The following is a 13825-nucleotide window of genomic DNA, read 5'->3' on the forward strand; positions in this document are numbered from 1 at the left end:
GCGACGCTACCTGCGCACGCTGGATCTGGTGGGCCAGACGGGGTTGTGCGAGCGCGATGCGCTGCCGGTGCCCGGCGCATGCGCGCCCGGGACCTCGGATTTCACGTGAGCGAGCACAACCGTTCGGACAGCTCCCACAACTGCCGCGCGACGGTCTCGTCGTGTGAGCGGGCGTTCGACGTCACCCGATGCGGGTGACCCCGCATCTCGAACAGCTTGTCGGGTCCGTAGAACCCGCCGGGTACGACGTCCGGTGAGGTCGCCGCGTACAGCGAGGGCAGCGCACCCATCTCCGCGGACTGCCCCATGATCGGATCACCGATCTTCATCATCCAATCCTGGATCGACTCGGTGCGCGACTGCAGATTCGTCCGGGCATATCCGGGATGCGCGGCCAGCGACAGCACCGTCGAGCCCTGCGCCGTCAGCCGGCGCTGCAACTCGTATGCGAACAGCAGGTTCGCCAGCTTCGACTGCCCGTAGGCGAGCCAGCGCTCGTAGCGGCGGCGCTCCCAGTTCAGGTCGTCGAGATCGATGCGCCCGATCCTGTGCATCGCACTCGAGACGGTGACGACCCGCTCGGTGATGCGGTCGAGCAGCAGGTTGGTCAGCGCGAAGTGCCCGAGGTGGTTGGTGCCGATCTGCATCTCGAAGCCGTCGGCGGTCCGGCGCAAAGGCACCGCCATGACCCCGGCATTGTTGACGAGGACGTCGACCTTCTCGATGCCCGCGGCGAATTCGCGTACCGAGGCCAGGTCCGCGAGGTCGAGACGCTTCACCTGCGCGCGCGGACCGATCGACGCGGCGACGGCCTCCCCCTTCGCCACGTCGCGGCACGCGAGGACGACATCCGCGCCGGCCTTCGCGAGGGCACGGGCGGTCTGCTCCCCCAATCCGCTGTTGGCGCCGGTGACGACGACGGTGCGCCCCTGCTGATCCGGAATGTCCCGTGTGGTCCAAGCGGTCATGGCCGCCACCCTACGCCGGACCGCACCGCCGACGACACGTGTCCGAAACATCACGGGGATACCGTCACGATCGTTGCCGTGCCAAAAGGAATCCATGTGCCGAAAGGAGTTCGCGTGCCGCCACGCCACCGCTCGGCCCTACTCGCCCAGTTCGACGTCGACCGACCCGGCCGCCCGCAGCAGGCGATCCTCGACGAGTTGCGCCGCGTGATCCTGTCCGGCGCGGCTCCGCCCGGCACAGCGATCCCGGTCGGTGAGATCGCGGAGCTGTTCGGGGTGAGCCGGATACCGATTCGCGAAGCGCTCAAGACGCTGATCGGTGAGGGACTCGTCGACCACCGGCAGAACGGCGGCTACACCGTCGCCCGGCTGACCGCGGCCGAATTCCGCGAGATGTACCTGGTGCGGGAAACACTCGAGACGGCGTCGCTCACCGCCGCGGTCGTGCACGCGACCGACGCCGACCATGAGCTCGCACGCGCCAGCCACGAGCGGCTCGAACAGGCCGTCGCCGAGAACGATCCGGTCGCCTACCATCGGGAAAGCCGGGTGTTCCACATGGCGCTGACCGCGCCGTCGTGCATGCACCGGCTGCTGCACATGCTCGAATCTGCTTGGAACATCACCGAACCCGTTCAGCCGATGGTCCACGTGACGGCGGCCCATCGCGCCGTCCTCCACGCCGATCACGGCCGCATGCTCGACAGCTTCCTCGCGCGCGACGTCCCGGGGCTGCTGGCCGCCGCCGAGACGCACAATCGCAGGCTCGATTCGACGATCGAGACTCTCCCGGTCGACACGGGTCTGCTGACCCGGGAAGATATACAGTTCGAGTAATACGGCGGCAACACGGCGTCGATACGGTTTCGGCATCGGACGTCATCGCCGTTGCTGGCGTTCCGGGCACACACCGTTTCTACGGGGCCACACCGATCCGCCTGGCGAACAGTCCGATCGGTGCTGTCTTCCGTCGATGCCAGGAGCACCCATGACCGAAGTGATCTCACCTCCCGTCACCGCCGCCACCACGTCGTCCGCGCCGCCCTACGATCCGCGGTTGACCAACGACGATCTGGCTCCGCTGAAGGATCAGCGGTGGGGCTCGTACAACATCTTCGCGTTCTGGATGTCCGACGTGCACAGCGTCGGCGGATACGTCACGGCCGGAAGTCTTTTCGCGCTCGGCTTGGCGAGCTGGCAGGTGCTCGTCTCACTGCTGGTCGGAATCACGATCGTCTACTTCTTCTGCAATCTGGTGGCCAAACCCAGCCAGGTGACGGGGGTGCCCTATCCGGTGATCTGCCGCAGCGTCTTCGGCGTGCTCGGCGCGAACATCCCGGCAATCATCCGCGGATTGATCGCGGTGGCCTGGTACGGCATTCAGACGTTCCTCGCCTCCGCGGCACTGGACGTGGTGCTCGTCAAACTGTTTCCGTCGCTGGCACCGTACGCCGTGGTGGAGGACTACGGCTTCGCCGGTCTGTCCGCGCTGGGCTGGGTCAGCTTCCTGACGCTGTGGGTGCTGCAGGCGTGCGTGTTCTGGCGCGGCATGGAATCGATCCGCAGGTTCATCGACTTCTGCGGTCCCGCTGTGTACGTGGTGATGTTCCTGCTGTGCGGCTACCTGATCTCGAAGGCCGGCTGGAGTGCGATCGACCTGAACCTGGGCTCCGTCACCCACACCGGCTGGTCCTCGATTCCGGTCATGCTCGGCGCCATCGCCCTGGTGGTCTCGTACTTCTCCGGCCCGATGCTCAACTTCGGTGACTTCTCCCGGTACGGCAAGTCCTTTGCCGCCGTCAAGCGAGGCAACTTCCTCGGGCTTCCCGTCAACTTCCTGGTGTTCTCGCTCCTCGTGGTGATCACCGCGTCGCTGACACTGCCGGTGTACGGCGAGCTGATCACCGACCCGGTCGAGACGGTCGCCCGCATCGACTCGACGTTCGCGATCGTCCTGGGCGCGCTCACCTTCGCGATCGCCACCGTCGGCATCAACATCGTCGCGAACTTCATCTCGCCCGCGTTCGACTTCTCGAACGTGAGCCCGCAGAAGATCAGCTGGCGTGCCGGCGGCATGATCGCCGCGGTCGGCTCGGTGCTGATCACCCCGTGGAACCTGTACAACAACCCCGATGTCATCCACTACACGCTCGAGACGCTCGGCGCGTTCATCGGCCCGCTGTTCGGCATCCTCATCGCCGACTACTACCTGGTCCGCAAGCAGAAGGTGATCGTCGACGACCTGTTCACCATGTCCGAGAAGGGCGCCTACTGGTACCGCAAGGGTTACAACCCGGCCGCGGTGGTCGCGACCGTCGTCGGTGCCGTCGTCGCGATGATCCCGGTGCTGTTCAACAACGCCCCCGGCATGCACACGGCCGCGCAGTACAGCTGGTTCATCGGCTGCGGACTCGGGTTCGTCACCTACCACCTGCTCGCGACCCGCACCCGGCTCGCGGTGCAAGTCACCGAATCCTCGTCCGTCACACAGGAAGTCGTCTGACCGTATGTTCATCAAGGTCATCAACCCGAACACCACGTGGTCGATGACTGCCACGATCGAGGCGTGTGCCCGGGCCGTTGCAGGTCCGGGCACACGCGTCGAGGCGGTCAGCCCCGAGATGGGGCCCGCGTCGATCGAAAGCCACTACGACGAATCACTGGCCGTACCCGGCCTTCTCGACGAGATCGCGAAGGGGGAAGAAGACGGCGCCGACGGCTACGTGATCGCGTGCTTCGGCGACCCGGGGCTGGACGCGGCCCGCGAGATCGCGACCGGACCGGTGGTGGGGATCGCCGAGGCCGCGATGCACACCGCGAGCTTCCTGGGCCGCGGCTTCTCCGTCGTCACCACCCTCGGCCGCACCACGGGCCGGGCCCGGGACCTGGCCGAGCGCTACGGATTCCGCGACACGTGCCGGGGCATCCACGCGTGCGAGATTCCGGTGCTCGACCTCGAGACCGACCCCGACGCCCGCAAGATCATCACCGAGGCATGCCACGAGGCTCTCGAGACCGACGGCTCCGACGCGATCGTGCTGGGCTGCGCAGGTATGGCCGATCTGTGCGCGCGGATCTCCGCCGATATCGGCGCCCCCGTGGTCGACGGCGTTGCGGCCGCGACCCTCACGGTGCAGTCGCTGGTCACGATGGGCCTGACAACCGGCAAACGCGGCGAGTTCGCACCGCCGCCGCCGAAGTCCTACTCAGGAATCCTGAAGGGCTTCACAACAATCCGGTGAGCCGGCGCGACCCCTCGTGCAGGAATCGCAACTGCTCGTAGTCGGTCGGCGAGACGCGCAGCGGGGAACCCTGCAGGCACAGACCCCCGACGACCTCTGCCGCGTGGTTGCGGATCGGCACCGCCAGCGCCGACCGGCCCAGCCGGCACTCCTGGTTCTCGAAGGCGTGACCGTCGAGCTGCGCCTGCATCAGTTCGGCGCGCAGCACCTCCGGATCGCACACGGTGAAATCGGTGAGACGGCGCAGTTCGAGCCCCTCGTTCAAGGCCGGATTGTGCGCCAGCATCACCTTCCCGAGCGCGTTCGCGTGCAGGTTCTTCGCGAGCAGCGTGATCCCGACGATCTCGTGATCGGGATCCTGGTCGACGAACCGCAACCGCCCTCCCGCGAACGATGCCACGTGCAACCCGAACCGGGTGTGTGAGCGCAGTTCTTCGACCGTTTCGTGCAGGGTCGGCGACGTGTCCGTCGCGACCGCCGCGCGGGACAACTCGGCGGTGCGCCGGCCGAGCGCGAACCCCGACAGGTCCGGCACCCGAACCAGGAATCCGTCCGCGACGAGCAGATTGAGCATGCGGTAGGCGGTAGTGGGTGCGACCCCCGCGAACCGGGCGATCTCCTTCGCGGTCGCTCCCGGACCGAGGTGCGCAACGGCTTCGAGCATGACGAGGGCCTTGCGCACCGCCTTCGGCTGCTGACCGCCGAACCCCACCTCGGCTTCGACGTGTGCGGTCATGCCTCGAACCCCGCGCCGGATTGCACCGACACAACCTGGGGCCGACCGTCGTCGTCCAGCACGAGTTCACCCGAACCCGGTAACAGGTCGATGGTTTCGACGCTGTCGAACGTCCCCATCGTCGTGAGGGACTCGGGTCGGAGTCGTCTCAGCAGCCACGCCCAGATTGTGCCGGACACGCCGACGATCAGCACTGCGACCGGCATCGCCCACGAACCGTGCGTCACGCCGTCGACGACCAGATAGCCGAGCAGTCCCGCACCGACAGCGGCGATTCCGACAGACAGCGCGGTGGTCGACGGCGCGTCCTCACCGATCCGCCGCAGGAATCGCAGGCACGACACCGCGAGCAGCGTGTAGGCGATGACGATCGCGACCTCGACGAAACCGTCGAACACAATCGAATCGGCCAGGAACATGCACAGATATGCGCCCGCGCCGAGCAGGCTCGCGACCACGAACGAGGCGACGGCCACGTACGGGGTGCGCAGACGACGATGCACCCGCGACAGGGACCTGGGCACCGTTCCTTCGATGCCCATCGCCAGCAGCAGCCGGGAACCGGCCTGCGCACAGCCGAGGGTGGAGGCGAGCCACGAGCAGGTGACACCGGCCTTCACCGCGATGACCATCCCGAGGCTTGCGCCGGATGCCGTGCCGTCGAAATAGGCGGCGACGACCGCATCCGCATGCCCGGACATCGCGGCCCAGCCGGCGAAGACGAAAACCGCACCGCACACCATGGGGGTGACGAGCACCGCGCGCGAGACGGTCGTCAGCGGCCGCCGTGCCTCGGCCCCGAAGAACGCGGCGCTCTCGAATCCGGCCATGCTGAACACGACGGTCATGGCCAGGAACGGCAGGCTCTCGGATGCGGCAGGGCCACCGGCCGTTACGTCGATGTCGGGTCCGGCGAGCATCAGGATGCCGATCAGCACGAGCGAACACGCCTCGACGACGAGGATCGCGCGGGTCGCGAATCGCACCCCGCGCACGGTGATCACCGCGACCGTCCCGGCGACCAGCGCGGCGGTCACCAGTAGCGGTGCCGTGCCCGGCAGATCGATACCGAGGGCCGTCCCGATTCCCAGCAGGCTGACGGCGGAGTTCGCGAGCACCGAGATCGAGATGCCGAGATAGCCGAGCAGGAGCGTCGCCCCCACGGTCAGTGTCGCGCGGCGCGAGAGCCCGTGGAATGCGAAGCTGTACAGCGAACCCGCGGCGGCGAGGCGCCGAGTGAACTGGGTGATGCAGGAGGCGACGGCTACCACTACCGCGGTGGTCCCGACGATCGCGGCGAGGCCGGCGAAGCCCGGTTCCGCAGAGATGATCCAGGCCGCGATGAAGATCATGCCGGTCGCCGGCGCGATGGTCGACAGGGACTGGCCGACCAGATCGATCTGGGACAGCTGCCGGCGGCCCAGCGCCCGCAGCGGGGAGAACACCGGTGGCGCCTTCGGTTCGCTGTTGCGCGACCGTGCGATCGCCGCGGCGAGCGCGCCGCCGATCCGTGAACCACTACCGCCACGTCTGCCGCTACTCACCCCGGCCACCGTTCCCTTCGTGGGCCCGCGATCGGGACCGGGCCATCCGTAGGGACGGTATGAAGCGATTGTTTCCGACACATTTCCTACCCGTGTGCCGGTAATTGCGATTCTCGTCACGCATCGCCCGACTGTGCTGCCCGGCACAGTCGATGGTCGGCAGGACTGCAACGGTGTCGGCACGCTGTTTGCGCACCTGAAGACCGGTGACAACCGCACATCCGCAAGAGCACGATGGACGAGCGCGTATTCGGGGGCTGTCGCCGGGATCACGAGACACCACCGATCGGGTGTGCCGATCCGGATACCTGTATGCCTTCGCCAACGACGCGTGGGGTTTCTACGGCAACGATCGCGCCAGTGTGCGCCTCACGGTGACCAGGACGCGGTGACGCCCCCGTCCTGTTGCCGACCTTCTCACCGCGTGCCCGCAATTCGGCGGTGAACCGCGGCGATCCGTCGCTTCCCTTCATCGGGACCTTGTGCGATCAGCAGTCCTCTGACGTGTGATTGCCGACCGGACGGCCTTGCCGCCGCGGCACGCCCTCATGTGTGACGGGTACCGCGTCCACCGTTTCGCAGGTGTAACCCCAAGTGGAAATCAGCTCGGCGGCGACCGCCCGCACAACGAAGGTCGCAGGCGATCGCACGCGCTCATCGGGTGCCCGAGAAACGGCACTACCAGCACAAACCGTGCAAATCACCCACGGCATCGGTTTTCCACTCGGCGACTGCACAGTTGTTTCCTCCGCGCAGCAAGACCGCCTCATCTGCTCGTCAGGATTTCCCCCGACGACAGAGAGGACGAAATCCATGATCTGGGTGGTGCTCGCATCGATCCTCGGTGGGACGCTTCTGCTCGCGGGCATTCCGAAGCTCCGCGACCGGGACGGTCTGCTGACGGTGGTGAAGGGATACCGGCTGCTGCCCGCCCCCGCGGAACGTGCGGTGGCGGCGACACTGCCGTACGTCGAGGTGCTGGTCGGTGTCCTGCTGATCCTCGGGATCGGCGGACGGTGGCCGGCTGTGGCGGCAGCCCTGCTGTTCACGGCCTTCACCACGGGACTGACCGTGAACCTGGCGCGCGGCCGTCGCGACCTCGACTGCGGATGCTTCGCGTTCGGCGCCCACGAGGTCCCGCAGATCGGCTGGTTCCACGCGGCACGGGCGGCGTCGTTCACGGTGGCCGCGCTGGTGCTCGCGCTGGCCGGGTCCGTTTCCGTCACGGTGCCCGAACGTCTGGCCGCGGTGGCCGGCGGACTGCTGGTCGTGCTGGCCGTCGTCGCCGTCGCGCAGATCCGCTCGGTCGTGCACGTCGGACGGCGTCCGGTCGACGACTACCTGAGCGCCGCCTCGATCCGGTTGCGGGCGACGAGCACCGTCTCCCGCTACGGTTCGTGACTCTCTTTTTCCCGAAACAACTTTCGTAGACAGGACTGAATCGATGACGAACTTTCTGCTGGTGGCCGTCGTCGTGCTGACAATCGCGGTCGCACTGCTGTTCCTCATGACTCTCGCGCTCGCCCGGGAGATCGGCCGCGTCCAGGTGCGGCTCGGCCCGCTCGGCGCGCGGATGATGGACACCGGACCGAAGATCGAGCAGGCCGGCCCGTCGTTCTCCGGTCTCGTCGATCACCTCGGACGCTCGGTGAAGGTCGGCGGTCACCGCGACAAGCCGCAGCTGCTGATGTTCACGGCGCCGAGCTGCAGCACCTGTAAGAGCCTGCTGCCCGGTCTGCGTGCGATGGCCCGCGCCGAATCCGATCTCGACGTCGTGATCATCTCCGACGGAACACCCGAGGAGCACCAGCAGTTCCTGGCCGGCGCAAACATCGGCACCGAACTCAGCTATGTCGACGCCCGTGACGTGGGCATCGCCTACCAGGTCGGGACCACTCCGTACGGCGTGATCCTCGACGAACACGGCAAGATCCGCGGCAAGGGCCTGACCAACCACATGGCGCAGGTCGAGAGTCTGCTCAACGCACTCGAATCCGGCACGCCGTCCCTCCAGCACCTCCACGCGCAGGCGAAGTCCGCCTGACCCACCCCCCGATAGAAGGAGGCGAACTGCCATGCAACACAACAATCCGGAACCGCATGAGGTGACGGAGCAGCGATATCCGGTCGACGAGGCCACCGTCCGTGAACAGGCCGCGTGGATGGCCGGTCAGGGCGGTTCCTTCATGAGCCGCACGGGACGCAAACTGTCCGAACGCACTTCGCGCCGCTCGATGCTCAGCAAGATCGGACGCTGGACGATGGGCGTCTCGGGTGTCGCGCTGATCAGCTCGCTGCCCGTCACGCGCACCGCGATGGCCCAGGAAACCCCGGCACCGCCGCCCGCTCCGGATGCGCCCGACCCCCAGTTCATCACGTTCGACGGCAAGGATCCGGCCGAGTGCGAGTACTGGCGCTGGTGCAACATGGACGGCACCTCGTGCGCGGCCTGCAACGGCGGTGGCGTGACCACCTGTGCTCCCGGCAGCAAGCCGGGTGCCGAGTTCTGGGTCGGTTGCTGCACCAACCCGGACACCGGAAAGACCTACCTGATCGCCTATTACGACTGCTGTGGCGCACCGTCGTGTTCCAACGCGTTCTGCGGCGAACCCGACATGCAGGCGATCATGTACAACCCGGTCTCGGGCAGCTACGACCAGGAGATCATCTGGTGCGTGTCCGACGAGTCCCAGGCCTACACCTGCACGATGGCCCCGATCATCGGCGAGGACTGCCAGACCCGTCCGGCCACACGTCCGAAGGTCGGTGCCGGCGCATGAAAATCGAACGCACCAAGCGTCTTTCCCGGTCCGCCGCGGTAGTGGCGGCCCCACTCGCCGCCGCACTCGTCCTGACGGGCTGCAGCTCGGACGACGATGCCTCGTCCAGCGGCGAGGTCACCTATCCCACCGTGCCGGTCATCCCGCCCGGTGAGGGCATCTCCCTCGGTCACGACGATCAGGAGATCGGCGACACCATCCCGGAACCCGTGCACGTCGGGTCGATCGATCCGATCAAGCCGACCGACCTGCTCGCCGTCGCCGGCGGCTTCGGCAAGCTCGAACTCGGCGTGAACGCCCTCGACCCGGTCACCGGTGTCGCGGGCAGCCGTTTCGTGGTGGGCCCCGGCATCTGGGATCCGGTGATCCACGGCTTCGTCGGCGAAACACCGGAGGATCCTGCCGTTCTCGCGGCGGAGGTGTGGCGTCCGCGTGGTTCGCGCGGCGCTGCGGACTTCACCGTCAGCACGTACTCGGGCACCCTGCTCGAACCCTCGGAGGTCCTGCTCCCCGACTACGCCCGCGTCCACTCGCGGCCGGGATCCAACGCCGTCACCTCGGACGGCAAGTTCTTCGTCACCTGGGACGACGGTCTGTACGGCGTCCGGGTCGTGGATCTGGAGGCCAAGAAGGAAAGCGGCTCCCTGCAACTCATCGGCTGCGGGCCGTTCACGTGGCTCGACGGGCACGAGCTGTACAGCGTCTGCGAGGAGAACCGTGAGCTGATCCAGATCTCGATCGACGACGCCGGTGTGCCGACCGAGACGAAGCGGTCGAAGGTCCTGCCGGACGACTTCGTCAGCGCCCGCGAGGTCACCTGGGCCGCCGACACGAAGAAGGCACTGCTCCTGAGCGCGAACGGCGACGTCTACGTCTTCGACTTCTCGAACGGCCTGCCCGAAACCGCGGTGACGCCGATCGGCAACGCCGGACAGGACGGCGGCCGCTTCGCCGAGAACGCCATCAACAACACCGGCGACCGCATCGCGATCGAGTACACGGACAGCGTGGTCCACCCCCACTCCGCTCGCGGCGGCGACGTCGTGAAGATCGAGCTGCGCGACGCGTCGAACTTCGCGCCGATCAAGACGCTCGACTTCGCCGCGCTCGGCCTGACCGGCATCACCAGCATGGCGTACTCGGTCGACGGCAAGACCCTCTACGTGCTGGGCAGCGGGCCCGAGGTGGACGGCGAATCCAAGCAGACCGTCGTCGGCGTCTCGTCCGCGACCGGCGACAAGGTCAGCTCGGCCGAGATCACCGGGAACGTGGACGATTTCGCTACACTACTCACCCCTCAGGTATTGGAATGACCCGATCAGGACCGATCCTGGATCGCCGCGGGTTCCTCCGCATCGGCTCCCTCGGAGCCGGTGCGGTGGGCCTCGGGATCCTGGGTCTGGGTGCGGCGTCCTGCAGTTCGGCCGATGCGGCCGACTCAGGCGCCCCGCCCGACTACATCTCGCCCACCGACCCCGAGATCGCCGCGGCCGAACAGGCCCGCGGCTGGAACGGAAAGGAGGTTCCGGTAGCGCTCGCCGCGGGCGTGGCCACCGTCGATCTCGGCGGCCGGCTCGTCGACACCTGGTCGTACGGCGGCCGCGCGGTGGCACCCGAACTGCGGGCGAGTGTGCGCGACAAGATGCTCGTGTCGGTGCGCAACGACCTGGGAGTGGACACGACCATGCATTGGCACGGTATCCGGATCCGCAACGACATGGACGGTGCGGCACCGGTGACGCAGGATCCGATCGCACCGGCGGGCGCGTTCGTGTACGACTTCGTCGTTCCCGACCCGGGAACGCACTGGTACCACTCGCACAGCGGCCTGCAGGCCGATCGCGGACTGTTCGGGGCCCTCGTCGTCGAGGACCCGGACGACCGCTCGGGTGCGGACGTCGACGTCGTGCTCGTGCTCGACGACTGGATCGACGGGCTCGGCACCACACCTGAAGCGGTGCTGGCGGCACTCAATCCGGCGATGGCCGGCGGTCACGGCCACGGCGGGCACGGCGGTGGCACGGCCGTCGAACACAGCGCCGAGCAGATGTCGGTGGCCGAAGCCGCCGTCTCCGGTGGACACGGTTCCTCGACGCCGCTCGGCGGGATGACCCAGCACATCGGGTATCCGCTGCACCTGATCAACGGGCGCCCGCCCAACGACCCCGAGGTCGTGACGGCGGCACCGGGCAGCCGGGTGCGGCTGCGGATCATCAATGCGGCCGCCGAGACCCCGTACCGGTTCGCGATCGCCGGGCACGAACTGACGGTGATCGCGGCGGACGGCTTCGACGTCACCCCGACGACCACCGACACCCTGATCATCGGGATGGCCCAGCGCTACGACGTGCTCGTCACGTTGAAGTCCGGCGCCTGGCCGGTGGTCGCGAAGGTCGAGGGTCGGGACGGTCACGCATCGACCGTTCTGCGTTCCACCGATGCCGCTCCCCTGACGAATCCCGATGTGGGGCCGGTTATCCCGGAACTCGACGGCAGGTTGCTCGCCGAGAGCGCGCTGCGACCGGTGGATGGGGTCCGGCTCGATTCGCGGCCCGTCGACCGGGACTACCGGGTCGAGCTGATCCAGGCCGGCGACCGGTACGTGTGGGGCATGGCCGGACCCGACGCCGGGAAACTGGTCATGCGCCAAGGGGAACGGGTCCGCATCACGATGGCGAACACCACGACGATGTGGCATCCGATGCACACCCACGGACACACGTTCGCGATTCCCGAATACGGCGGTCTGCGCCGTGACACCGTCAATGTCCTACCCGGCACCGAACTCGCGATCGAGTTCGACGCCGACAACCCCGGCGAGTGGATGTTCCACTGCCACAATGCCTATCACTTCGAGGTGGGTATGACCGCGAACCTGCGGTATATCCGATGAGAGGACACCCCGTGAAGAAACTGCTTCCACTGGCCGCGGCACTGATCGCCGCTTCCGGACTGACCGCGTGCGGATCGTCCGATGCGGCGACCGAACCCGCCGTCGTGATCGACGTGACGAACATGTCGTACGCGCCCGCGTCGGTCACCATCGAGAAGGGCCAGACCGTCCAGTGGCGGTTCGACGACAACGGGTTGCCCCACGACGTCGCCGGTGACGGCCCGCTCGACGGTGTGCTGCAGAGCGAACTGCTCACCGAGGGCACCTACGAATTCACCTTCGACGAGGCCGGCACGTTCACGTACCACTGCACACCGCACCCGTCGATGGTCGGCACAGTGATCGTGCAATAGTGCAGCCGCGCAGACTCGTTCGGCATCGCTGGATCCTCGCCTGCGGTGTCCTCGCCACCGCGGCGGCCGGATGCGCCGGAGAGGAAGCGCCCGACGCGGTGATCGAGATCAGCAATGTTCAGTTCAGCCCGATGGACGCCGTCGTGCCGGTCGGCGGCACCGTCGAATGGCGGTTCGAGGACGGTGGCGTCCTCCACCACGTCGAGTCGCCCGGCGCCTTCGACAGCGGGATCACCGGCGACGGCACCTTCACGCACACGTTCGACCAGGCCGGCACGTACACCTACACGTGCTCGATCCATCCGTACATGACCGGCACCGTCACCGTCCGCTGACACCCCAGCGGAGCTTTTCGAAGACAGCAACCGATCCAGGAGGTTCCGATGACCGCAGTCCTGTCCCATCAACCGATCGAAACCGATCTACCCGACATCCGCCCGACCCTCGACGGCGCGGTGTCCGTCCGAGCACGCCTGGGCATGGCGGCCGGTGCCGCCGTCGTCGGCGCGGGTGTCGCGACCCTCGCCTCCCCGACGACGTCGACGGCGATGACCGCCGCGGTGGTCGGCGCGGGTCTGGTCACCTCGCTGGCCGCGAACTGGTCGACCTGCGGCATGTCGGTGGCCGGGGTCGTCGCGGCGCCGAAGCAGCCCAACCGCAAGGGTTCCTCGACGCCGCTGCGACGCCTGGGCTGGCACGCGCTGGGCTCGGTGAGCACCGGCGCCGTCACCGGTGCGCTGCTCGGCGCGATCGGATCGGTCACCGCCGCGCACCTGTCGCCGCTGTGGCTGCTCGCTGGATGGGCCCTGTTCGCACTCGCTTACGGCCTGCACGAGATCGGTGTGCTCACGATGCCGGCGCCGATGCGACGTCGCCAGCTGCCCCGGCATCTGCGCCGGACCATGGAGCCGTGGAAGGTCTCGCTGCTGTTCGGTGCGATCATCGGCCCCGGCTTCATGATCTTCATCCGGTCCAGCGCGTACTACCTGCTGGTGCTCGGCGTGCTCGCGGTCGGCTCCCCCGCGCTGGGCGCGGCGATGTTCACCGTCGTCTCGCTCGGCCGGTGCATGCCGAGCGTCGCGGCCATCATCCACTCCCGCCGCGGCGGCACGATGCCCGGCTTCCTGTCGGTGATGTGCGTCGTCGATCGTCGCGTGCAGGCAGTGACCGGCGCTGCGCTCGTCGGCCTGGCCGCGTTCGCCGCGCTCGCGCTGGTCTGACGTCCGCCACGAAGACGAGTGTGCAGAAGTTGTCGCGGCGCCTCGGCGCGTCGCGACAACTTCTGCACGTTCACCGCGACGGGTGACAC

14 protein-coding genes are annotated in these 13825 nt (G+C 67.6%); 11 read left to right on the plus strand and 3 right to left on the minus strand.

Annotation, left to right across the window (positions count from 1 at the left end):
- Positions 1-101: 101 nt before the first annotated feature.
- A complete protein-coding gene (locus tag ACN675_RS05200; RefSeq protein WP_420749851.1) occupies positions 102-968 on the minus strand; it encodes an oxidoreductase in 867 nt (288 codons plus the stop codon).
- A 114-nt stretch (positions 969-1082) separates the two neighbouring features.
- On the opposite strand from ACN675_RS05200, the gene ACN675_RS05205 reads away from it, so the two are divergent.
- The 3 genes from ACN675_RS05205 to ACN675_RS05215 all read left to right on the plus strand — a co-directional run bounded on the left by ACN675_RS05205 (position 1083) and on the right by ACN675_RS05215 (position 4210).
- A complete protein-coding gene (locus tag ACN675_RS05205; protein WP_420749852.1) occupies positions 1083-1805 on the plus strand; it encodes a GntR family transcriptional regulator in 723 nt (240 codons plus the stop codon).
- A 151-nt stretch (positions 1806-1956) separates the two neighbouring features.
- Positions 1957-3471 carry an NCS1 family nucleobase:cation symporter-1 gene (locus ACN675_RS05210; protein ID WP_420749853.1) on the plus strand — a complete coding sequence of 505 codons (1515 nt, stop codon included), beginning with the start codon at positions 1957-1959 and terminating at the stop codon, positions 3469-3471.
- A 4-nt stretch (positions 3472-3475) separates the two neighbouring features.
- Entirely contained in the window at positions 3476-4210 is a 735-nt protein-coding gene (locus ACN675_RS05215) for an aspartate/glutamate racemase family protein (RefSeq protein ID WP_420749854.1), read from the plus strand.
- Here ACN675_RS05215 and ACN675_RS05220 read toward each other — a convergent pair.
- Complete coding sequence (locus tag ACN675_RS05220) at positions 4194-4946, minus strand: IclR family transcriptional regulator (protein ID WP_420749855.1); 753 nt, start codon at positions 4944-4946, stop codon at positions 4194-4196. The two genes, ACN675_RS05215 and ACN675_RS05220, sit on opposite strands and share 17 nt — an antisense overlap.
- Complete coding sequence (locus ACN675_RS05225) at positions 4943-6490, minus strand: APC family permease (RefSeq protein WP_420749856.1); 1548 nt, start codon at positions 6488-6490, stop codon at positions 4943-4945. The genes ACN675_RS05220 and ACN675_RS05225 overlap by 4 nt, the downstream gene beginning before the upstream one ends.
- 813 nt (positions 6491-7303) lie before the next feature.
- Here ACN675_RS05225 and ACN675_RS05230 point away from each other — a divergent pair.
- Genes ACN675_RS05230 through ACN675_RS05265 form a run of 8 tightly spaced genes read left to right on the plus strand, consistent with a single transcriptional unit; the run spans position 7304 to position 13736 of the window.
- Positions 7304-7891: a MauE/DoxX family redox-associated membrane protein gene (locus tag ACN675_RS05230; protein ID WP_420749857.1), complete on the plus strand. Its 588-nt coding sequence runs from the start codon at positions 7304-7306 to the stop codon at positions 7889-7891.
- A 43-nt stretch (positions 7892-7934) separates the two neighbouring features.
- On the plus strand, positions 7935-8534 hold the full coding sequence (locus ACN675_RS05235) for a redoxin domain-containing protein (protein WP_420749858.1): 600 nt from the start codon (positions 7935-7937) through the stop codon (positions 8532-8534).
- A gap of 31 nt (positions 8535-8565) precedes the next feature.
- A complete protein-coding gene (locus ACN675_RS05240) occupies positions 8566-9270 on the plus strand; it encodes a methylamine dehydrogenase light chain (protein ID WP_420749859.1) in 705 nt (234 codons plus the stop codon).
- Positions 9267-10583 (plus strand): hypothetical protein, encoded by a 1317-nt coding sequence (locus ACN675_RS05245; protein WP_420749860.1) that lies wholly within the window; start codon positions 9267-9269, stop codon positions 10581-10583. Before ACN675_RS05240 ends, ACN675_RS05245 begins: the two co-directional genes overlap by 4 nt.
- A complete protein-coding gene (locus tag ACN675_RS05250; protein ID WP_420749861.1) occupies positions 10580-12163 on the plus strand; it encodes a multicopper oxidase family protein in 1584 nt (527 codons plus the stop codon). Before ACN675_RS05245 ends, ACN675_RS05250 begins: the two co-directional genes overlap by 4 nt.
- An 11-nt stretch (positions 12164-12174) precedes the next feature.
- Entirely contained in the window at positions 12175-12516 is a 342-nt protein-coding gene (locus ACN675_RS05255) for a cupredoxin domain-containing protein (RefSeq protein ID WP_420749862.1), read from the plus strand.
- On the plus strand, positions 12516-12851 hold the full coding sequence (locus tag ACN675_RS05260) for a cupredoxin domain-containing protein (protein ID WP_420749863.1): 336 nt from the start codon (positions 12516-12518) through the stop codon (positions 12849-12851). Before ACN675_RS05255 ends, ACN675_RS05260 begins: the two co-directional genes overlap by 1 nt.
- Positions 12852-12899: 48 nt before the next feature.
- Complete coding sequence (locus ACN675_RS05265; RefSeq protein WP_420749864.1) at positions 12900-13736, plus strand: methylamine utilization protein; 837 nt, start codon at positions 12900-12902, stop codon at positions 13734-13736.
- Positions 13737-13825: the final 89 nt, after the last annotated feature.

Source organism: Rhodococcus sp. O3, from assembly GCF_048897285.1.
Lineage (GTDB): Bacteria > Actinomycetota > Actinomycetes > Mycobacteriales > Mycobacteriaceae > Rhodococcus.